The sequence below is a fragment of the Acetobacteraceae bacterium genome (genome assembly GCA_004843165.1).
In the GTDB taxonomy this organism is placed as follows: domain Bacteria; phylum Pseudomonadota; class Alphaproteobacteria; order Acetobacterales; family Acetobacteraceae.
In genome coordinates, this window is sequence record CP039459.1 from 1,860,912 (window position 1) to 1,880,908 (window position 19,997).

The window sequence follows — 19,997 nt, forward strand, 5'->3', positions numbered from 1 at the left end:
GTCCTTAGGGTTAAACTTAAAGCATAAAGACAAACGTTGTTACCTTCCTGATCTTACATGACAAATAAAGCAACATCATCTTCTTTAAATAAAATTTCTTCACAATGGCCATTTCTTGAGGCTGCAAAACTTGCAAAAAGAGTAGAGAATCGTCCTGAAGATGAACCAATCCTTTTTGAAACAGGCTATGGGCCCTCAGGTGTACCGCATATTGGGACTTTTGGAGAGGTTTTGAGAACCATTTGGGTTCGTCTGGCATTTGAAAGACTAACCGGGCGAAAAACACGCTTGCTGGCCTTTTCCGATGATATGGATGCGCTAAGAAAAGTGCCTACCAATGTGCCTCAGCAAGAAATGCTTGCAAAATATATTGGCCAGCCTTTGAGCAAAGTACCTGATCCGTTCGGAACGCATGAAAGTTTTGCGGCGCATAACAATGCACGTCTTTGCACTTTCTTGGATCAGTTCGGCTTTGATTATGAATTCGCCTCTGCCACACAATATTATACGAGCGGTTATTTCGATAAGGCTTTGAAGCGTGTTTTAGAAGAATTTCCAAAGATTATGAAAGTTGTTTTACCAACGCTTCGTGATGCCCGAAAAGCGACCTATGCACCTATTTTACCGCTTCACCCACGTACGGGGGAAGTGATGCAGGTGCCTGTAGAGGTTATTGATTCCGAAACAGGTATGATTCGCTGGTCCGATTATGAAGGGGAGGAATTTGAAACCTGTGTTTTTGGCGGTGGTGCAAAAATGCAGTGGAAAGGCGACTGGGCGATGCGTTGGTATGCGCTCGGTGTTGATTATGAAATGGCCGGAAAAGATTTGACGGATAGTGTCAAATTATCTTCTAAAATTTGTCGTATTTTAGGCGGTGTTCCTCCTGTGAATTTGATTTACGAGCTGTTCTTGGATGCAGAAGGGCAGAAAATTAGTAAGTCAAAAGGAAATGGACTTTCTTTAGAGGAATGGTTATCGCTTGGGCCAGAGGAATCTCTCGCACAATTTATGTTCCATCAGCCACAACGTGCAAAACGTCTCCATAAAGGGATTATTGGCCGTTCAATTGATGATTATCTGAGTGGTATGGAGCGTCTTCAAACTTCTGATAAAGCACCAGAAGAGCATATTGCTTGGTTCCTTCATAAAGGTAATTTACCAGAATGGGAGGGCGCACCTGTTTCTTTTTCACTTCTGTTAAATCTTGCAACAGCTTTAGGTGCTAAAGATGAAGAAACATTATGGAAATTTTTGCGTCGTTATGATCCAAATTTAAGCGCAGAAACACAGCCATTTTTAGCAAAACTTCTTTCTTATGTTCTCGAGCATGTTCGTGAACAGGAGGATTCAGGGGCTAGAAAGTGTCGTGAACCTGAGGAAAAAGAGCGTCTTGCAATTGAAGAATTGCGAGATTCCTTGGTTGCGCTTAATCTAGAGGAAGCAGAAAAATCAACAGCAGAGGTCGTTCAGAATTTGACCTATTCCGTTGGAAAGAAATATTTTGGTCAGGAAGGCTTAAGAACTTGGTTCTCATGCTTATATGAGGTTTTACTTGGCCGTTCGGAAGGGCCTAGATTTGGTGTCTTTGTTGCTCTCTACGGTCTTCCAGAAGTCGTTGCGTTAATAAATCAGGTTTTGAATCCTGATGGGAAGAGTTGTGAAACGGTTCAAAAAGCATGATATTTCGTCTCAAGATGCTTCTTTTCGAGCAGAGGGGCGTCTGAGTCTTTTAAAACAAAAAAAGGCATTAAGAGCATTGCTATTGCGTGCTCTGCCTTTTGGTATTGCTTTAACATTGGTGGTTATTGGGGGGATTGCTCTTTTTCGAGAGGCCTCCCATTTCTCTATCCATGAAATAAAGCAGGCTTTATGGATGTTACCACCGTCTGCCTTGTTTAAGGCAGCGGCGGCAACGTTTTTAGCGTATTTTTTACTTTCTTTTTATGATTATTTCGGGGCTTGGTATGCAAGAGATCCACAGCCTTGGTTAAAATCTGCTCTGGCTGCTTTTTGCTCTTATGTTTTTGCCCATAATTTAGGATGTACGGCAATTTCAGGGGCGGCGGTTCGTTATCGGTTATATCGGGTATGGGGAATGTCGGTTGCCGATATTGCCCGTATGGTTGTTTTTTGCACCTGGGCATGCAGTCTGGGGATGTTATTTTTAGTTGGTATTGCCTTATTGGCACAACCAAATTCCCTACCAATTCCATGGATAACCGTTTCAATTGCAATTCCCTTAGGCGTTCTTTGTCTCTTGGTTGTTTTTATTTATTTTGTACTTTCTTTTCGGAATAGAAAATTAAAAATAAGAAATTGGGAACTTGAGATGCCCAATCCCTTATTTGCTTTGAGCCAATTATTAGTAAGTACTCTTGATTTAGGGGTTACAGCGCTTATTCTATGGTGTGTTCTAGGGAATTTACATTCTTCGACATTACCGCCTTTAACTTTTTTAGGATTTGTTGGTCTTTATTTGATGGCTTATCTCGCCGGATTGCTATCAAGTGTGCCGGGCGGGGTCGGGGTTTTTGACGCTTTCTTATTAACTTTACTCTTGCCTTGGTTTTCTGCGCCGCAAATTTTAGGTGGCCTGGTTATTTTTCGGTCATTTTATTATTTGATACCTTTGTTGCTTGCCGGAATTTTATTTGCGGGCCATGAAGTTTTTTTAAAATTCTTTAAAAAAGATCAAGAAGATTTTTTGGCTCAAGATGGTATTCATTTTGCAGATGGTGATTTTACAACGCAGGTAGGCGCCTTTGTTCAGATGATCTTTGGCCTTGGTTTTTCTGCCTATGCCTTACTGGGACTTCCAGGAAAAGAAAGCATTTCATTATTAGATATTGTTCTTTTCTTTATTGGCGCCTTTATCACGGGTCTTGCCTTTAGTCTTGGTCAAAAGGTTTTTGCAGCCTGGCGGGCCTCTATTATTCTCTTATTGGGATTGCTCCCAGTTCTTTTCTTTTTGCAAGTTGACTGGATTATTTCTCTTTCTGAAATTATCGTTCTTGTGATTATTTTACCCTTTAGGCGCTATTACTACCGGGAGGCGCATATGGTTGCCTTCCCCAATCTTCCTGGGGGTGTCGCCTCTTTTCTCGTTGTTATTGGTATTCTTTCCGGAACGGCATGGACGGCATTAGAACGTCGCTCTGGGGAAATTTTGTGGCTTTCTAAAGATATTACCTCCATTGCCTTAGCGCTGGCAGCGCTTATTTGTGTGTTTGCTATTCTCTTCGCTTTTAGAAGGACACGGATACATCTCTCAACATGGCCGGATGAGGAAAAAAAAGCAGACTATCAAATTGGTTCTTTTGTCCCAGATGGATTTCTTGTTGAATCATCAGGGAGAGCATGGAGCCCTTGCCTTCATTTAGATTCAAAATGGGATCATCGTATTCTTTTGGTATTGGGTGGCCCCTACGGAGATCAAAAGTATTTTTCTTCGGTGGTTTGGCGAATGAGAGACCTTGCGATACAGGAGGGGAGTGCTCTGGGATGGTTGATGAAGCAAGATTCAAATTGGGAAATGGGAAAACGCATTCTTAAAAATTTAGGTTTAGAACCTATTTTATGGGAAGATGGTCGGGTTTTTTACATTTCACCATCGCAAATTTCATCTCTGTTGCATTTTCTTAATGAAGAAGGATACTCTAAGGGAGAAATTAAGAGAGTGGAGATTTCAGCAAAAGAGTAATTTGGTTCGAAGATGGACGTATTTTTTTAATATTTCTCTTTGGAAATATTTCTGGACGCTTGATGTCACCAAATTTCTTCTTAAATCAGTGCTTATATGGTGATGTCAATTTTGTTCGCTAAAAATGGGAAGCAGGGGAATGAACTTTAATCAGGATTTTCAATATAACAATGCAAGGGCACAAGAAAATGCCGATGCATTAGATTTGGGCCTAAGAGCCTACATGCGCAGTGTTTATAACTGGATGGGGTTAGGGTTGTTTATTACAGCAATTTCTGCTTGGAGTGTTGTCAATACATCCTTACGCCAAGTTTTCTTCCATTTTTCACAGCATGGTTTGCAGCTTACAGGGATGGGCTGGCTTGCAGCTCTTGCGCCGTTGGTATTTGTTTTCGTTCTGTCCGCAGGAATTAACCGTCTATCTCGCCCAGCGGCTGCCGGTTTATTTGTGTTATTTAGCATTTGTATGGGAATTAGCTGTTCAAACCTGCTAATTATGTATACGGCCTCATCTGTCGTGCGTACCTTTTTGATCACGGCTCTAATGTTTTTGAGCATTTCTTTTTTGGGATATGTAACAAAGCGTTCTTTGAGCGGATTTGGTACTTTTCTTTTTATGGCCTTAATTGGTTTGATTTTGGCAAGTGTTGTAAATATCTTTTTGCCATCCCATAATTTTGATGTTGCCATTTCGTTTGCTGGTGTTTTGATTTTTTCTGGTCTGACGGCTTATGATACGCAGCGTATTAAAGTTTCTTATCAGCAATATTTGACTTGGATGCCGCAAGAAGCTGTTGCAAAGCAGGGGATTTATGATGCGCTTTCACTTTATTTAGATTTTATTAATCTGTTTCAGTTTTTAATTCGTTTTCTTGGAACACCAAGCAGAAATGATTAAAAATTAAATGAAAAAGAGTTATAAAAAAGCTCCCTTTTTAAAGGGAGCTTTTTTATGATTTATTTATGGGGGTTGGGGGATAAAAACTGTTCTTTATCCGGTTTACCATTCCACTCTTCTGCATCGGAAGGAGCCGTTCCTTTCCTGGTAATATTGGGCCAAGATTTAGAATATTTTGTATTCACATCAAGCCATTTTTGCGCTTCATCATCGGTGTCTGGAAGAATAGCCTCAGCGGGACATTCTGGTTCGCATACACCACAATCAATACATTCTTCTGGACTGATAACGAGGAAATTTTCTCCTGCATAGAAACAATCAACGGGACAAACTTCTACGCAATCCATGAATTTACAACGGATACAATTTTCTGTGACCACATAGGTCATTGTTTTAACTCTCCTGCTGTCAGGTTATTCGGATAAACAAGTAGATAAACATTATCTATGTTTAAGGCTTTTTATCGGGCGATTGCTTTGTAGAGTCTTAAAGCCCTTCTAGTTAGAGTGATAGTTTCTTGGTTTTATCAAGGCAAGTTTTTTTCACTTAACGGGCTTGAGAGATTTTCCAAAAGTGAAGGACAATGAAGCTCCAAATGATTTGAGGAATAAGTAAAAGCGTAACGATAAGCGATAAAGGAGCATAGAGATCAATGATCCCTCCCAAAAAAACAAAACCGCATTCGAGTAAGGAAATGTAAGCGGGAGGAAGTAATTTGCTTCTTGCCGCAAGTTGATAAAGATGTGTGTTGTGAGCTTTTGTAAGAGATTCCTTTTTGAAAAATCGACGGCATAAGGTCAAAAAAACATCAAAAATCATACCGCTTAAAAGGGCAGGAAAAAGAAGGATAATCCGAATATCAATGGGCTGATTTTGATGGCTTATAATAAGTGATCCTGCCGCTAGACACAGAATAAGCGCACAGCTTTGACTACCAACATCTCCCATAAAAAGGCGTGCTTTGGGAAAGTTCCACGGCAGAAAGCAAAGCAGGGCAACAATCAGCGGAAGACAAATCGCAATTTGCGCATGTGCTTTTAATAGAAAAGCACTCGAAATAATCATGCTTAAAGAAGCCAGACCATTTAATCCGTCCATAAAATTAATAACATTAAGAAGGATGACGCAAATGAGGCTAAAAAAAAGTGTTAAGGGAAGACTTAAGGAAAGGCTTAACATTGCGACATAAGAAGAGATAATCTGCACACCAAGTTTTAGCCAAACATTTTGAGAACGTATGTCGTCAATGAGAGAAAAAATTGCCAGGAATAAGAGGGCAGATAATGCATAAATTTGAGAAAATAAGAGCTCTACAGCAGGATGACAGACATACCAGAAAAAGTATCCTGTGAAGAAACCCGCCAAAATGCCTATTCCGCCGCCTTTGGAAATTGGGTAGCTGTGTGCGCTGCGTGCTTGTGGAATATCCCATATTTGTAATTTTGGGATAAGGAAGAGCAAACTATTGCAGACAAAAATTGTTATGAGGCAAGGAAGGGAAAAAAGAAATAGAGTAGACAGGGGGTTTATCCAATTTTAATATATCAAGAATATATATTTTTCCGTATTTACTTGTGAACGCTGTCATCTTTATGAAATTTAAAATAGGATTTTTATACTCTCTTGTCTTTATTTTCCAATAATTTTGTTTTTAGCTCAAGGTCAGAGGACTTAATAGAGGAGCTTTCTGCACGAAGTTTTCACTTTTTAAGAAATAAAGAAATTTTGGGAGATTTTTTTTCTCAGAAAAGCATTTTAGTAACTGGTGCGGGAGGCTCTATCGGCAGTGAGATTTGCCGACAATTAGGTTTTCTCAATCCAAGTGAAATTATTCTCGTTGATAATAATGAATATTTTCTTTGGAAAATCAGGATAGAATTATCAGAAAAGTTTCCATCTCTTAAAATTACACCTTATTTGGCAGATGTGACTTCCCTGACAAGAATGGAAAAGATTTTTTCACAAACAAATCCAAAAATTATTTTTCATGCCGCCGCCTTAAAGCATGTGAAAATTGTTGAGGAAAATCCTTGTGAGGGGTTTTTAACAAATATTATTGGGACAAAAATTCTTTCCAAGCTTGCGGTTCTTTATGAGGTTGAGAATTTTATTTTTCTCTCAACGGACAAGGCGGTAAAACCTAAAAGCTGTATGGGAGCTTCTAAAAAGATTGCTGAATTGTGGTTGCAGCATTTAAATGAAAAGCCTTCTAAAACTTTTTTTGCAATTCTGCGTTTTGGAAATGTTTTGGGTTCTGCTGGATCTGTTATTCCGTTATTTGAGCATCAAATTGCACAAGGTGGACCGATTACCTTAACCCATAAGGAAGCAAAGCGTTATTTTATCACTTGCGAAGAGGCTGTTTTTTCGCTTTTGCAAGCAGCATTGGTGAGTACAAAATATCCTCAAAAAGAGCCTTTTTTTATTTTAGATATGGGAAAGCCTGTTCATATTATTGATGTCGCAAATTTTTTAATCTCAAAAGTAAAAAAAGAAATTGGGCAAAATATTCAAATTAATATTACAGGTTTAGAAAAGGGGGAGAAAATAAATGAAGATCTCCTTAACCCAGGAGAGAAAATGACTCCTATTTTGGGCACAAATCTTTTTCATATTTCATTTTCAAGAGCGTTTAAATTACCAGAAGAAATAGATAAAAAAATATTACACATTGAAGAGGCCAGTCGAAAATCTGATCCAGATCGTCTTTTAAAACAGGTGCCGCAGATTTTGCCTGATTTCCCTTTTTTATAAGAAATTTTCAGGGAGTTATCGTGTGAAAAAAGAAATAAAGAGTCCCTTGCTTCCTGTTAGAATGCTTGATTTGTATCGACAGCGAAAATATTTAGATGGCAGAGTTGAGGCGATGATAGAGGAGGTTCTAACGCATTCTCATTTCGTTGGCGGAAAGCAGATAGAGGATTTTGAAGCTTGGCTGAAAGAATATACAGGCTTTTCATTTGCTGTGGGGGTCTCTTCAGGAACCGATGCGCTTATTATGGCATTGATGGCAGATGGGATTGGGCAGGGAGATGCTGTTTTTCTGCCTTCTTTCACTTATGTTGCAACGGCTGAAATTGTTTTGCTCCTAGGGGCTCAGCCGATTTTTGTAGATGTTGATTCTCAAAATTATCAAATGTCTGTTGAGGATTTGGAAGAAAAAATAAAAGTTGTCAAAAAGGAAAATCGTTTTATCCCAAAGGCTATTCTTGCCGTTGATCTCTTTGGGCAACCTGCGCCGTGGTCTGAACTTTCTAAAATTTCCTGTAAATATGATTTGAAATTATATGATGATTCAGCGCAATCTTTTGGTGCCCAATATAAGGGGCAGGCCTCTGGAAAATTAGCACGTGCAACAACATTGTCTTTTTTCCCGGCAAAACCTTTAGGGGCCTATGGAGATGGCGGGGCAATTTTAACAGATGATTTTCATCTGGCCGAAAAATATCGATCCATTCGCTCTCATGGGTGTGGAAAAGATGCTTATGATATTGTTGATGTCGGTTTGAATGCGCGTTTAGATACATTACAAGCCGCTATTTTATTGGCAAAAACTCATTCTTTTGAAGAGGAATGTGTAAAACGTCGAAAAAATGTCTCATTTTATAATGAATTTTTACCGGATATTTTTATACGTCCTTCTTGTTTAGAAAATGGGAAAGGTGTTTGGTCTGTTTATACAATTTTACTTCCTGAAAAAATAAATAGAGAAGAGTGCCGTCATTTTTTAAGTGAAGCCGGTATTGAAAATGCCGTTTATTATACAAAACCCCTGCATCGTCAGAAAGCTTACGAAAAATTTCATAATGGATTGGCTTTGCCAGTTTCTGAATGGCTCTGTGATAGGGTTTTATCCCTTCCGATACATGCCTATCTTTCTTTGGAAGAGCTTGAGAAAGTTGTCGAAGTCTTGACCCAATTTGCTGAAAAACAGGCTCTATCTTAAAGAGAAAAGACAATTCTTTTGTATTTATTGGGCTTTTTCGTATATTTATGATCCAAGAGACAATGAGGTCTGAATTTTAATATTTCTATTTTAACAAGGGATTTATTTAGCGTGGCTATTGAACGTACATTATCTATTATTAAACCTGACGCAACACGTCGCAATCTTACAGGTAAGATCAATGCAATGATTGAGGAAAAAGGTTTCCGCATCATTGGTCAACGTCGTATTCGTTTGAGCAAAGAGCAAGCTGGTGCTTTTTATGAAGTTCATAAAGAACGCCCATTCTACCAAGACTTGATTGCTTCTATGACTTCCGGCCCTGTCGTTGTCCAGGTTCTCGAAGGTGAAAATGCTGTCGAAGATTATCGTAAATTGATGGGGGCAACAAACCCAAAAGAGGCTGAAGCAGGTACAATTCGTGCAGCCTATGCAGAAGATATTGAATCCAACTCTGTTCATGGATCTGATTCTCTTGAAAATGCTGCTAAAGAAACAGGTTTTTTCTTCTCACATGTTGATATTCACCAATAAAGGGTAGGTAAGATGTCAGAAAATATTTTGAAAAGAATAAAGAAAAACGGCTTTTCTAGAGCGTTTTATCTTTCTCTTGCTGTGGTCTCGTTTTGCTCTATAGGATCTGCTTTTGCGAATACAGTGGCGCAGGATGTGCCACTTCAAAATATTTCTGACCTTAGCGCAGCCCTTGTCCGTTATCATGATAACGGACAATATCAGCGAGATTTTGATCGTGTGGCTAACCAGGCGATCAAATATCTGCAAAAAGAAGCAAATCCTTCTAAGCATCAAGCCATTGTTTTGGATATTGATGAGACAACCTTATCACAATGGCCCGCCCTTAAGGCTAATCAGTTTGCTTACTTTAAACGAGGCGCTACTTGCCATTTGCCAAAGGGGCCATGTCCTGAAACGGGATGGGTTAGGAAAGAGGCCGCAACAGCTTTTCCCTCAACGCGCTCCCTTATTGAAGAGGCGCAAAAAAACCATGTCGCAGTCTTTTTTATTACGGGAAGGTCTGTCAAATATCGCCATCATATGATCCGGAATTTACATAAAGAAAAGATCAATAATTGGACGGGTCTTTATATGCGCGATATTGGAGATAAACGTTCGGCAAGTGACTATAAAACGCCTATTAGAAAACAAATCGAGGGGCAGGGCTATCAGATTATTCTGAATATGGGAGACCAAAAAACAGACTTAGCCGGTGGACATGGTGGAAAAACTTTTCTATTGCCCAATCCTTTTTATAAAGTCGGTTGATGTAGTGTTATAGCCATTTAGGGAGCGTTTCGGTTGATATGATTTCTTCAATCGTTTGTCGCTCCCTAATGAGATCCCATTTTCCTTCAGAGGTTAAGACAATGGGGGATAAAGGGCGGCTGTTATAAGATGAGCTCATTACGGAGCCATAAGCTCCTGTATCAAGAATAGCAACGATATCGCCGCATTGAAGGCGAGGCATCGTATAGTTGCGCCTAAAAAAATCACTACTTTCACAAATAGGCCCGACAATATCGTAAGATTCTAAAGGTGTATTTCCGTCAGGATAGGAAATAGGAATAATTTCATGCGCTGCGTTGTATAAGGCAGGACGCAAAAGATCATTCATACCGCCATCAAGAATAAGAAACTTGTGTGAATCTGTTTTTTTGATCTCAATAACACGACTTAAAAGAAGACCAGAGGGGCCACTAATATAGCGTCCAGGCTCAAATCTGAGAATTATATTAAGAGAAACAAGCGTTTCTGAAATAATTTCCTGAAGTTTTGTAAGAGAAATTTCCTGCTCTTGGAAGCTATACGGAATACCAAAACCTCCTCCGCAGTCTAAACTTTCAATCTTCAAACCCTCTGATTGCCATTTGGTTATAAGCCGGGCGATATGTTGATAAAAATGACGAAATTTATTTTCATCAAGAATTTGGCTGCCGCCATGAACGGCAATTCCCTGTAATTTTATTCCAGACATTTTTTTAGAAATTAAAGGCCATAGACGAGAAATTTCAGTCCAAGGAATGCCAAATTTATCTGATTTATTGCCTGTTGTGATTTTATCGCATCCACCATATCCAAGTTCAGGATTGATACGGATTGCAACAGGAGCAAGACAGTTTTTTGAGAGTGCAATCTTATTTAAACGCTCAAGCTCACCAATTGTTTCTACATTAATTTGAGCGATATGATGCTTTAGAGCAAAAGCCAGCTCTGAATCTGTTTTACCAACACCTGAAAAAACAATCTTTTTAGGATCGAAGCCAATATAGAGCGCTCTGGAGAGTTCACCACTACTGACAATATCGAGACCGATGCCTGTATCTTTTAGAATTTTCAGAGCAGCTAAATGATCTAAAGATTTTACCGCAAAATGGCAAAAAGCATGCGGGGAGGCTTTGGCAATCATATCGCAGAAATTTTGTGCTCGAAGACGTAAAATATCTCCAGACAGAATCCAGGAAGGCGTGCCTATCTGTGTTGCTATCTTAGATAGGTGACAAGAATCTAAGGCAAGTTTGCCATTTTTATAAGAAAGGCCACGAGGAGCTAGAATCGCCGCTAAGACGCTCTTTGTAAGATCAGAATAAGACATACTCAACTTATAGGGTAAGTATTAGGAAAGTAAAATCTTTCGAAAGATCATTATGTTTTATTTATAAAGGGAATGGTGCACCCGAAAGGACTTGAACCTCTAGCCTCCTGATTCGTAGTCAGGTGCTCTATCCAGTTGAGCTACGGGTGCTTATATTTTCGACAACTTAAAAAGTTGGTGCACCCGAAAGGACTTGAACCTCTAGCCTCCTGATTCGTAGTCAGGTGCTCTATCCAGTTGAGCTACGGGTGCTTACAGGAAGCGTTTATATGGGGTTTTGAATGTTCCCGCAACTCCTAAAATGAATTTTTCTTCATTTTTTAAATTTTTTACCATCTTCGAAGTGTGATATGCGCACGACAACGTGGTGTCGCATAAACACCTTTAATGGTGGCACCATCTGGCCATCCGTTAAAAAGCATGTGGAAGGGGACGCCATCCATGCCTTCTTTGGTAAGGCTTAGAATGAAATGTGTTTCTTTCTGAAGATGCTTTCCGTGCAAAATAAGCGGGCCGTTTGCGGCAGCAAAGACCATTTCCTTTCCATAAATGCGCAGTGTGGATGGCGCATTCGTCGGGCAGAATCCCTCATCTGTCTGAAGGGTCCCGAACCAAGTGCCGTAGGGATCTGGCGTCGCTAGATCAGGACTGCAGGATGCAAGAACAAGAGAAATAGAAGTGAGAAATATTTTTTTGTTCATGCGTACAATGTCTCATGCTCAAACAGGGGCAAGGTGTAAATTCGTTTAATTTTTAGCGTTTATCAGAAAAAAAGATAGGAATTATCTCCTTGATTTTATATTTTACTGTAAAACAATTTATTAAATTCTTTTTTAACGAAAGCTTAAAGGTATCATATTCTCGTGAAGCAAAGCGCAGCATCTACTTCGACTATCGGAGAATCCGGATTTAGTGATTCTATTTTAATTTTGGACTTTGGTAGTCAGTTTACACAGCTGATTGCAAGAAGGGTTAGAGAGTGTGGGGTATATTGTGAGATATGGCCCTTTAATGCTTCCATCGACAAGATTAAACAATTTGATCCTAAAGGCATTATTTTATCAGGGAGCCCAGCAAGCGTTCTCGAAGAAAAAGCGCCAATGCTTCAAAGGGAAGTTTTTGACCTCAAAGTTCCTTTTTTGGGTATTTGTTATGGTCAACAAATTATGTGTCATATGCTGGGTGGAAAAGTAGAGACCCATCACCATCGTGAATTTGGAAGCGCAGAAATTACGATTAAAGAGGAATCTCCTTTTTTCCCAAATTCTTGGAAAAAGAGCACAAAACACGAAGTTTGGATGAGCCATGGGGATCGCGTGGCTTCCATTCCTTCTGATTTTAGGGCTTTAGCAGCTTCTAAAGGGGCTCCTTTTGCAATTATTGCGCACGAAGAGCGTCCTCTTTACGCTGTGCAATTTCATCCAGAGGTTGTCCATACGCCAGATGGGGCAGAACTTCTACGAAATTTTGCTTTAAATATTGCAAAATGTAAGGGCGATTGGAGCATGGAGGTTTTCCGTGAGGCCGAGATCGCACGTATTCGTCAGCAGGTTGGTGAGACGGCCAAGGTTGTCTGTGGACTGTCCGGAGGCGTTGATAGTGCTGTTGCTGCAAAATTGATTTACGAGGCAATAGGGGACCGTCTCACTTGCATTTTTGTGGATACGGGATTGTTGCGTCATGGTGAGGCAGATAATGTCATTCAACTTTTCAGAGATGATTTTCATATTCCCTTGGTACATTGTCAGGCGACAGACCGTTTTCTTTCAGCACTAAAAGATGTCACAGACCCTGAAAAAAAGCGTAAAATTATTGGGAAGTTATTCATTGATATCTTTGAGGAGGAGGCCAAGAAAATTGGAGGCGTTGATTTCTTAGCGCAGGGAACGCTCTATCCGGATGTTATTGAGAGCGTAAGCCTTGCTGGTGGAAGTGAAGTCACAATTAAATCGCATCATAATGTCGGGGGACTTCCTGAGCGCATGAATTTGCGTCTTGTCGAGCCTTTGCGTGATCTTTTTAAAGACGAGGTTAGAATTTTAGGAAAAGAGTTAGGTTTGTCTGCCTCTTATGTCGGACGCCATCCTTTTCCGGGGCCTGGTCTTGCGATTCGAATCCCTGGTGATATTACGGCTGAGAAGCTTGAACTTCTTAGAAAAGTGGATGTCATCTTTTTGGATGAAATTAGAAAAGCTGGTTTGTATGACAAAATTTGGCAGGCATTTTCGGTTCTTCTTCCCGTTAAAACGGTGGGGGTTATGGGGGATGCAAGAACTTATGATCAAGCTTGCGCCCTGAGAGCGGTTACAAGCTCTGATGGAATGACGGCACGGATTTATCCATTTGACATTTCCTTCTTGGAACGTGTTGCTGGTAGAATTATTAATGAAGTGCGGGGAATTAACCGTGTGACTTATGATATTACGTCTAAACCACCTGGAACAATTGAGTGGGAATAAGGGGAATTTGTGAAGGTGAGGGTGATGGAAAAAAACTTTTTTTCTAAATGCAGGTTGGTTTATGCTTTCCCTCTCTTGTGTGTGGGGATTGTGGGGGGGGCTTTAGCTTCCTCTGCATGTGCTGCAACAGATTCTTTGTTGGAGGGGGCGGTGTATGGACATCCCGTTTCTCCGGAAACGCATCACGTTGTGCCACATCATTCCCCCGTGCCAGCGAAGCAGAAAAAGGCTTCACAGCCGAACGTAAGGCCGGAAAAGGTATCCGATATATCGGATAAACAGGCCCCTCCTAAGCTTGTTTCCTTACCACCCCCTCCCAATGGTGACGCATCTTTTAAGCCTTATTTTGCCGCTTTAAGGGGAAGTAAGGTTTATATGCGGCGAGGTCCTGGTGTTAATTATCCTATTGACTGGGTTTATTACCGCCGAGGACTGCCTGTAAAAGTTTCACGCGAATTTCAGAACTGGTGCCAAGTAGAAGATAATTTTGGAGAAAAAGGCTGGATGCATCAAGCAACGCTTCGCTCATCGCGCAATTTTGTTGTTGTACCATCCTCAAAAATGAAAGAAGAGCTTCATTTTTCGGCAACGGATTCTAAAATAAATAAGGTGGATTTATCCAAGCAATATGATGCACATGTTGTGAGTTACTGCGCTTCTTTTGATAAAAGGTGTGCTTTTCAAACCTTTCCTATATACTCCGCACCAGACTCCAGAGATCGACCCGTTGCTCTTCTTCTGCCTGGTGCAGTTGGTCGGGTGGTAAAATGCGGTGGGGAATGGAAAAATTGGTGTCAGGTCAATGTCGCTGGGTATAAAGGGTGGATTGAAAGATCCCATCTCTGGGGCGCCTTGGATGAGGACTTGGCATTGAAGTAAATGCGAAAGAAATTTTAGAAAAACAGAATCATACAAAACATTTTAGCAATGTTTTCTTTTTTGAAGGATTAATGTGAATGGATATTCGCTTTCGAAATACTAAAATTGTAGCGACTGTTGGGCCTGCTACTTCTGGTGCTGATAAAATTGAACGTCTCGCACGTACGGGCGTAAATGTTTTCCGTCTAAATTTCTCTCATGGTACGCATCAGGATCATCAAGATCGCTATAATGATATTCGTGCCGCAGAAAAGACACTGGGTCGTCCTCTTGGTATTCTTGCCGATATGCAAGGGCCTAAATTGCGTGTTGGAAATTTTGCAGATTCCTTTGTCGTTCTGGAAAACGGACAGGCTTTTACGCTTGATTTGGATGGAACACCTGGTACACAGCAAAGAGTTTGCCTGCCACATCCAGAAATTATTTCAGCGGCTGAAATTGGTAGCCGTTTGTTGCTTGATGATGGGAAACTTGTTTTGAAAGTAACGGGTAAAACCGATGCTTCCATTGAAACAGAAGTTCTTGTTGGTGGTAAACTTTCAGGCTGTAAAGGTGTGAACGTTCCTGACGTTACGCTTCCTATTCCTATTTTAACAAAGAAAGATCGTGCAGATCTTGATTTTGCCCTTTCTCTTGGTGTTGACTTTATTGCGCTCTCTTTTGTCCAGACGGCTGAAGATGTGCAGAAAGCCCGTGACATTATCCAAGGGCGTGCAGCAATTATCAGTAAAATTGAAAAACCTCAGGCGCTTGAAGAAATCAGCGAGATCGTTGCCTTGTCTGAAGGTATTATGATTGCTCGTGGTGATCTTGGGGTTGAATGTCCACCAGAAAGTGTCCCTGCAAGTCAGAAGCGTATTTTGAAAGAAGCGCACAGACAAGGACGCCCTGTTATCGTTGCAACACAGATGTTGGAGAGCATGATTACAGCGCCATCACCAACCCGTGCAGAGGTTTCTGACGTTGCGCAGGCTGTTTATGATGGAGCAGATGCAACAATGCTCTCAGCAGAAAGTGCTTCTGGAAGCTTCCCATTTGAAGCTGTTGCAACAATGGATCGGATTATCCGTCAGGTTGAAACAGATATGGAGTGGCGTTCTCGCATGAAAAATATGCGTCCAGAACCTGAGCTCACTGCTGAAGGTGCGCTTTTGGAAGGTGCTGCAAAAATTTCTGAGGTCTACCCATTATCTGCGATTATCACTGAATCTGATGATGTGAAATATGCAAGATTACTTTCCAATAAAAGGGTATTTGCAAAGATCGTTTCTTTTACAGATGCTGCTGAAGCGCGTCGTCTATGCCTTTACTGGGGTGTTTGGGCGCAAGAAAAAACACTTGCTCAGTCTATCATTCGCAATTTCTCTGTTGAGAAATGGTTGAGTGAGAAGCTTAAAAATCAGGATCATCAGGGCGCTGCGCTTTCTCTTGAAGAAGAGAAGGGTCAGATTTCAGGTTTGAAATTAATTAACGCTTAATTCATTTCATAATTGATTTTAAAGAGCTCGCGGCGGAAATTATTTTCCCCGCGAGTTTTTTATAATCTCATGCCCCTCCCACCAGAGCAGCGCCGGGACACCAACAAAAATTTCACGGCCGCGCCGGAGGAGAGAAAGACTAAAACTAATTTCCGCAGGGATTCCAAAGAGAAGTCCTAAACTGATATAGGCACCTTCTTGAACCCCAATAGAGGTTGGTACAAAGAAGAAAGTTGAGATGATTGCGCAAGAAATTCCTTCTAAAATTAAGCAATTCAACCATGAAATATGAGAAGAGAGTAAAAATAAAGCTACCCAAGTAAGGCTAGCGCTGAAGATCCATGCAAGGTAGTGGAAAAAAAGACCTTGTATAATTTGAAAGGGTTTGTCCCATATTTTGGAAAATTGAATGCCAAGACGTAATAATTTTTGTTTAAAAAACCGCTTCCATTTTTGATTCCGAATTTTAGGAATAAGAAATCGGCTTAAATGACCGAAATGGCTTTGAAGCCAAGCAAAAAGCAAAAGGGATATGGCAAGGATAAGGGCGCTGGCACCGACAGTTTTAAAATAAGTGTCTTCACTGCGATGGGTAACGCATAAAAGAAAAAGCGCTGTGAGGATAAAGATGACCTGCGCCATTGCTTCTATTGTGATGTCAATGAGGTTTGACGCAGTTGCAATATTACGTTTTTCATTCTTGCTCAAGAAGCGTGATTGTTTTTTGGAAAAAAAAGTAATGGTTGCATAGGTACCAATAAGAATACCGCCAACTTGTGAAAAAGGAAGGCATGCCGCAGCGGAATCTCGTATGATTCGAGAGCATAAGAGTTGAAAAAATCCAAGTTCAGGTGTTGTACGTTTCCACGCTAAGGCTAAAATTGGATAATTCAGTAAGCTTAGTAACAGAAGAGAGGAAAAGCCGACAAAGCCTACTCGTAATAGAGAGTGAAATATGGCATTAATATCGTGGTTGATAGCCAAATAAAGAAAACAGATCGAGCCGGCAACAAAAAACAGTAAGGGAAGATATTTTTTCAAAAAAATGGGTTCTCAATCAAATGAAAATGATTATTCAGATCTGAATATAATAAAGAAATAGCGTTTCATCCTTTAGATATAAACATTAAATTTATTTTTTATTTTAAAAATAGAGCTGGCATGTTTTATGAAAGAGACTTTCTTCTTATATGTTTTGGTTTACTAGGAAAGGGATCACAAAAAAATGAATGCGCAAAAACCCTTATCCTTGGTTACAGGAGCAACTGGATTTGTTGGGGCTGCTGTTGCGCGTGCATTGCAAGAACGTGGCTACCCGTTGCGGCTTTTGGTCAGGAAAAATGCCAATCGACAAAATCTTAAAAATTTAGATGCGGAAATTGTAGAAGGTGACCTCAATGATCCGGCTTCTTTGAGAAAAGCCATGCTTGGTGTTGGCGCATTATTCCATGTTGCAGCTGATTATCGCCTTTGGGTTCCAAACCCTTCTCAAATGAACAGAATTAATATTGAGGGAACGCGCAATATTATTAAAGAGGCCCTAAAGGAGAAGGTAACTAAAATTGTTTATTGCTCTTCTGTTGCGACAATGCCCACAGCCTTAAATGGTCGTCCAACAATAGAAACGGATATTGTTACAGAAGCAAAAATTGTTGGCGCTTACAAGCGTTCTAAATATCATGCGGAACAAGAAGTGTTGCGCATGGTTAGAGAGGAAAAAGCGCCGGTTGTTATCGTTAATCCATCAACACCTATAGGGAGAGGAGATATTAAGCCAACACCAACAGGGCAGGTGATTTTTGACTGCGTTCGGGGGAAAATGCCTGCTTATGTCGAAACGGGTTTAAATGTTGTGGATGTTGATGACGTTGGTCTTGGGCATGTTTTGGCTTTTGAAAAAGGACGTATCGGTGAGCGGTATATTCTGGGCGGCGAGGATATTAAATTAGGCGATCTTTTTTCTCTTGTCGCACGTAAAGCAGGCGTTAAAGCACCTGTTTGGCGTTTAAATCCGGATTGGCTTTATCCATTTGCTATTTTTTCTGAATTATTTGCACGTATTTCAGGAAAAACACCAAGGCTACACCGTGATACCTTAACAATGGCTAAAAAAATTATGTATTTTTCTTCAAGCAAGGCACGGAAAGAGTTAGGGTATAATCCCGTTTCAGCAGAACAGGCTGTTACTTCAGCGGTTCAGTGGTTTCAAAAATTTAAACAATTGTAAAAGGCAGTTTATGCGCTGGCTATCATATAGTACTTTGGGAATATGGGGATTTCTTGTTGCCTTTTGGGGGCGTTATTGGCAGGGAGGTCCCTTTCTTTCATCTCAAGAGAATTTACAAACGCAGAAATATCCTGAAGTTCTTATCATTGTTCCAGCAAGGAATGAAGAAGAGCATATCGCCGTTAGTTTGAAATCTTTATTAAATCAAGATTACCAAGGAACATATCGTGTTGTTGTTGTTGATGATGAAAGTACAGATACAACAAGAGCGCAAGCATTTGAGATTGCAAAGGATTACCCAGCGTTAACCGTTATCGAGGGTAAAGCTAGACCTTCGGGCTGGAGCGGTAAGCTGTGGGCACTTCATCAAGGGATAAATGCAAGAGGGCATGAGATACCTGAAAATGGCTTTGTACTCTTTACAGATGCAGATATTTTACATGCCCCTGATCACCTAGACTCCTTGGTGAAAAAAGCGCTCCATGAGCGCTTGGATTTGGTTTCGGAAATGGTCATGTTGCAGTGTAACAATGTTCTTGAAAAGACATTCATTCCTGCATTTGTTTATTTCTTTGCATTTTTATATCCGTTTCGTAAAATTTCTAATCCAGATTCAATCATTTCGGGTGCTGCAGGCGGTACTGTTCTTTTGAAAAAAGAAATTTTGGATCGTATTGGTGGGGTTGCGTCTATTCGTGGCGCCTTAATTGACGACTGTACTTTAGCCGCTCGCGTAAAAAGAATGGGCGGGCATCTCTATTTAGGGTGCAGTCAACAAGCGTGGTCTTTACGTTCTTACGACAATATTAAAGAAATTTGGAATATGATTGCACGGACAGCCTATGTCCAACTACGTTATTCTCCTATTCTTTTACTGCTTGTTTTGTTTGGGATGCTCTTCATTTGGTTTGGCCCTCTTGTCGCAGCGATCAAAGGAAAGAAATCATCCCGTTTTGCAGGGATTTCCGCTTATCTTATTGCGTGTGCAACCTTTATCCCCACCTTAAAATGGTTTCGCTTACCATTATGGAGAGCCTTACCGCTTCCCTTCATTGCGTTTTTTTATAGTTTAGCGACGCTAGGTTCTGCCTATAATCACTATTTTGGAAAAGGTGTCGAATGGCACCAGCGTACTTATGATGAAAATCATCCTTCTTAACCTTTGTGAAATTGATTGGATATAAGGCTCGTGTCTTCTATGAATATGGCGCAATCTCGGGATCGAAAGAGTGAAAATTTTCCAGTTGGATCTTTTCTGATTTCAGCTAAACTGCGTAAAATTGTACATTTTTATTATAATTTTGCACGGATGGCGGATGATATTTCTGACAGCCAGGAACTCTCTGCATCAACCAAAAAAGAGCAACTTCTATCTCTGGAAAAGGCTTTGAATTCAGGTGTTTTTTCGGATGAAAAACAGATTATCGCCGCTGATTTAGGTCGGGAACTTACAAAGAGAAAGGTTCCGCTTTCTGTTGCTGGCGATCTGTTAAAGGCTTTTATTCAAGATACGGAGCAGTCTCGCTATCAAAGTTGGGACGATCTTATGGGATATTGCGCCAATTCAGCAGCGCCTGTTGGACGTTTCCTGTTAGCGATTCATCGTGAGAAAGAGGAATCCTATAGCGCTTCTGATGCATTGTGCGCCTCTTTGCAGGTTTTAAATCATCTACAGGACGTGCAGTCAGATCTGCGTATTTTAGATAGGTGCTATCTTCCTCTGGATTGGATGAAGGAAGAAGGGGTTCCGCTTGAAAGTGTGTTAGATGCAAAATCTTCGACAGGTTTGAGAAAAG

17 protein-coding genes and 2 tRNA genes are annotated in these 19,997 nt (G+C 40.5%); 12 read left to right on the forward strand and 7 right to left on the reverse strand.

Going from position 1 to position 19,997, the window contains the following annotated elements; all coding sequences use genetic code 11:
• The first annotated feature begins 57 nt into the window (after positions 1–57).
• The 3 genes from FAI41_08935 (at position 58) to FAI41_08945 (ending at position 4,601) form a co-directional block, all read left to right on the forward strand.
• Entirely contained in the window at positions 58–1,683 is a 1,626-nt protein-coding gene (locus FAI41_08935) for a lysine--tRNA ligase (GenBank protein ID QCE33686.1), read from the forward strand.
• A complete protein-coding gene (locus tag FAI41_08940) occupies positions 1,649–3,703 on the forward strand; it encodes a lysylphosphatidylglycerol synthetase family protein (protein QCE33687.1) in 2,055 nt (684 codons plus the stop codon). The genes FAI41_08935 and FAI41_08940 overlap by 35 nt, the downstream gene beginning before the upstream one ends.
• A gap of 139 nt (positions 3,704–3,842) precedes the next feature.
• Positions 3,843–4,601, forward strand: coding sequence for a Bax inhibitor-1/YccA family protein (locus tag FAI41_08945; GenBank protein ID QCE33688.1), 759 nt, complete (start codon positions 3,843–3,845; stop codon positions 4,599–4,601).
• A gap of 59 nt (positions 4,602–4,660) precedes the next feature.
• Here FAI41_08945 and FAI41_08950 read toward each other — a convergent pair whose 3' ends face one another.
• Together FAI41_08950 and FAI41_08955 are read right to left on the reverse strand one after the other, a co-directional pair.
• Complete coding sequence (locus FAI41_08950) at positions 4,661–4,990, reverse strand: ferredoxin family protein (GenBank protein ID QCE33689.1); 330 nt, start codon at positions 4,988–4,990, stop codon at positions 4,661–4,663.
• 157 nt (positions 4,991–5,147) lie between these two features.
• Positions 5,148–6,131 (reverse strand): hypothetical protein, encoded by a 984-nt coding sequence (locus FAI41_08955; protein QCE33690.1) that lies wholly within the window; start codon positions 6,129–6,131, stop codon positions 5,148–5,150.
• A gap of 93 nt (positions 6,132–6,224) precedes the next feature.
• On the opposite strand from FAI41_08955, the gene FAI41_08960 reads away from it, so the two are divergent.
• The 4 genes from FAI41_08960 to FAI41_08975 all read left to right on the forward strand — a co-directional run bounded on the left by FAI41_08960 (position 6,225) and on the right by FAI41_08975 (position 9,831).
• Entirely contained in the window at positions 6,225–7,355 is a 1,131-nt protein-coding gene (locus FAI41_08960) for an NAD-dependent epimerase/dehydratase family protein (GenBank protein ID QCE33691.1), read from the forward strand.
• A gap of 61 nt (positions 7,356–7,416) precedes the next feature.
• Positions 7,417–8,547, forward strand: a complete 1,131-nt coding sequence (locus tag FAI41_08965) for a DegT/DnrJ/EryC1/StrS aminotransferase family protein (GenBank protein QCE33848.1) — start codon at positions 7,417–7,419, stop codon at positions 8,545–8,547.
• 111 nt (positions 8,548–8,658) lie between these two features.
• Positions 8,659–9,081, forward strand: a complete 423-nt coding sequence (locus tag FAI41_08970; protein ID QCE33692.1) for a nucleoside-diphosphate kinase — start codon at positions 8,659–8,661, stop codon at positions 9,079–9,081.
• Between the two features lie 12 nt (positions 9,082–9,093).
• A complete protein-coding gene (locus tag FAI41_08975) occupies positions 9,094–9,831 on the forward strand; it encodes an acid phosphatase (GenBank protein ID QCE33693.1) in 738 nt (245 codons plus the stop codon).
• A 7-nt stretch (positions 9,832–9,838) separates the two neighbouring features.
• Here FAI41_08975 and lysA read toward each other — a convergent pair whose 3' ends face one another.
• The 4 genes from lysA to FAI41_08995 all read right to left on the reverse strand — a co-directional run bounded on the left by lysA (position 9,839) and on the right by FAI41_08995 (position 11,859).
• Positions 9,839–11,158 carry a diaminopimelate decarboxylase gene (gene lysA / locus FAI41_08980; GenBank protein QCE33694.1) on the reverse strand — a complete coding sequence of 440 codons (1,320 nt, stop codon included), beginning with the start codon at positions 11,156–11,158 and terminating at the stop codon, positions 9,839–9,841.
• 73 nt (positions 11,159–11,231) lie between these two features.
• A tRNA-Arg gene (locus FAI41_08985) sits at positions 11,232–11,308 on the reverse strand.
• Between the two features lie 25 nt (positions 11,309–11,333).
• Positions 11,334–11,410 (reverse strand) — tRNA-Arg (locus tag FAI41_08990).
• 77 nt (positions 11,411–11,487) lie between these two features.
• Positions 11,488–11,859, reverse strand: a complete 372-nt coding sequence (locus FAI41_08995; GenBank protein ID QCE33695.1) for a hypothetical protein — start codon at positions 11,857–11,859, stop codon at positions 11,488–11,490.
• 156 nt (positions 11,860–12,015) lie between these two features.
• Here FAI41_08995 and guaA point away from each other — a divergent pair, with 156 nt between their 5' ends.
• From guaA to pyk, 3 genes are all read left to right on the forward strand, one after another.
• Positions 12,016–13,617, forward strand: coding sequence for a glutamine-hydrolyzing GMP synthase (gene guaA / locus FAI41_09000; protein ID QCE33696.1), 1,602 nt, complete (start codon positions 12,016–12,018; stop codon positions 13,615–13,617).
• 24 nt (positions 13,618–13,641) lie between these two features.
• The gene (locus FAI41_09005; GenBank protein QCE33697.1) at positions 13,642–14,496 is read left to right on the forward strand and encodes a hypothetical protein; all 855 of its coding nucleotides are present in this window, start codon (positions 13,642–13,644) and stop codon (positions 14,494–14,496) included.
• A gap of 77 nt (positions 14,497–14,573) precedes the next feature.
• Positions 14,574–15,974 (forward strand): pyruvate kinase, encoded by a 1,401-nt coding sequence (gene pyk / locus FAI41_09010; GenBank protein ID QCE33698.1) that lies wholly within the window; start codon positions 14,574–14,576, stop codon positions 15,972–15,974.
• A gap of 39 nt (positions 15,975–16,013) precedes the next feature.
• Here the strand turns inward: pyk and FAI41_09015 are convergent, their stop codons facing one another.
• Complete coding sequence (locus FAI41_09015; GenBank protein QCE33699.1) at positions 16,014–17,021, reverse strand: HpnL family protein; 1,008 nt, start codon at positions 17,019–17,021, stop codon at positions 16,014–16,016.
• Between the two features lie 178 nt (positions 17,022–17,199).
• On the opposite strand from FAI41_09015, the gene FAI41_09020 reads away from it, so the two are divergent.
• Together FAI41_09020 and FAI41_09025 are read left to right on the forward strand one after the other, a co-directional pair.
• The gene (locus tag FAI41_09020; GenBank protein ID QCE33700.1) at positions 17,200–18,201 is read left to right on the forward strand and encodes an NAD-dependent epimerase/dehydratase family protein; all 1,002 of its coding nucleotides are present in this window, start codon (positions 17,200–17,202) and stop codon (positions 18,199–18,201) included.
• Between the two features lie 10 nt (positions 18,202–18,211).
• Positions 18,212–19,360 carry a glycosyltransferase gene (locus FAI41_09025; protein QCE33701.1) on the forward strand — a complete coding sequence of 383 codons (1,149 nt, stop codon included), beginning with the start codon at positions 18,212–18,214 and terminating at the stop codon, positions 19,358–19,360.
• Positions 19,361–19,997 lie beyond the last annotated feature (637 nt).

Excerpts from the sequence above, each read along its gene's own strand:
- FAI41_08935 (QCE33686.1), top strand. The coding sequence starts at position 58 with ATGACAAATAAAGCAACATCATCTTCTTTAAATAAAATTTCTTCACAA.
- FAI41_08940 (QCE33687.1), top strand. The coding sequence starts at position 1,649 with ATGGGAAGAGTTGTGAAACGGTTCAAAAAGCATGATATTTCGTCTCAA.
- FAI41_08945 (QCE33688.1), top strand. The coding sequence starts at position 3,843 with ATGAACTTTAATCAGGATTTTCAATATAACAATGCAAGGGCACAAGAA.
- FAI41_08950 (QCE33689.1), bottom strand. The coding sequence starts at position 4,990 with ATGACCTATGTGGTCACAGAAAATTGTATCCGTTGTAAATTCATGGAT.
- FAI41_08965 (QCE33848.1), top strand. The coding sequence starts at position 7,417 with ATGCTTGATTTGTATCGACAGCGAAAATATTTAGATGGCAGAGTTGAG.
- FAI41_08975 (QCE33693.1), top strand. The coding sequence starts at position 9,094 with ATGTCAGAAAATATTTTGAAAAGAATAAAGAAAAACGGCTTTTCTAGA.
- lysA (QCE33694.1), bottom strand. The coding sequence starts at position 11,158 with ATGTCTTATTCTGATCTTACAAAGAGCGTCTTAGCGGCGATTCTAGCT.
- FAI41_08995 (QCE33695.1), bottom strand. The coding sequence starts at position 11,859 with ATGAACAAAAAAATATTTCTCACTTCTATTTCTCTTGTTCTTGCATCC.
- FAI41_09005 (QCE33697.1), top strand. The coding sequence starts at position 13,642 with ATGGAAAAAAACTTTTTTTCTAAATGCAGGTTGGTTTATGCTTTCCCT.
- pyk (QCE33698.1), top strand. The coding sequence starts at position 14,574 with ATGGATATTCGCTTTCGAAATACTAAAATTGTAGCGACTGTTGGGCCT.
- FAI41_09020 (QCE33700.1), top strand. The coding sequence starts at position 17,200 with ATGAATGCGCAAAAACCCTTATCCTTGGTTACAGGAGCAACTGGATTT.
- FAI41_09025 (QCE33701.1), top strand. The coding sequence starts at position 18,212 with ATGCGCTGGCTATCATATAGTACTTTGGGAATATGGGGATTTCTTGTT.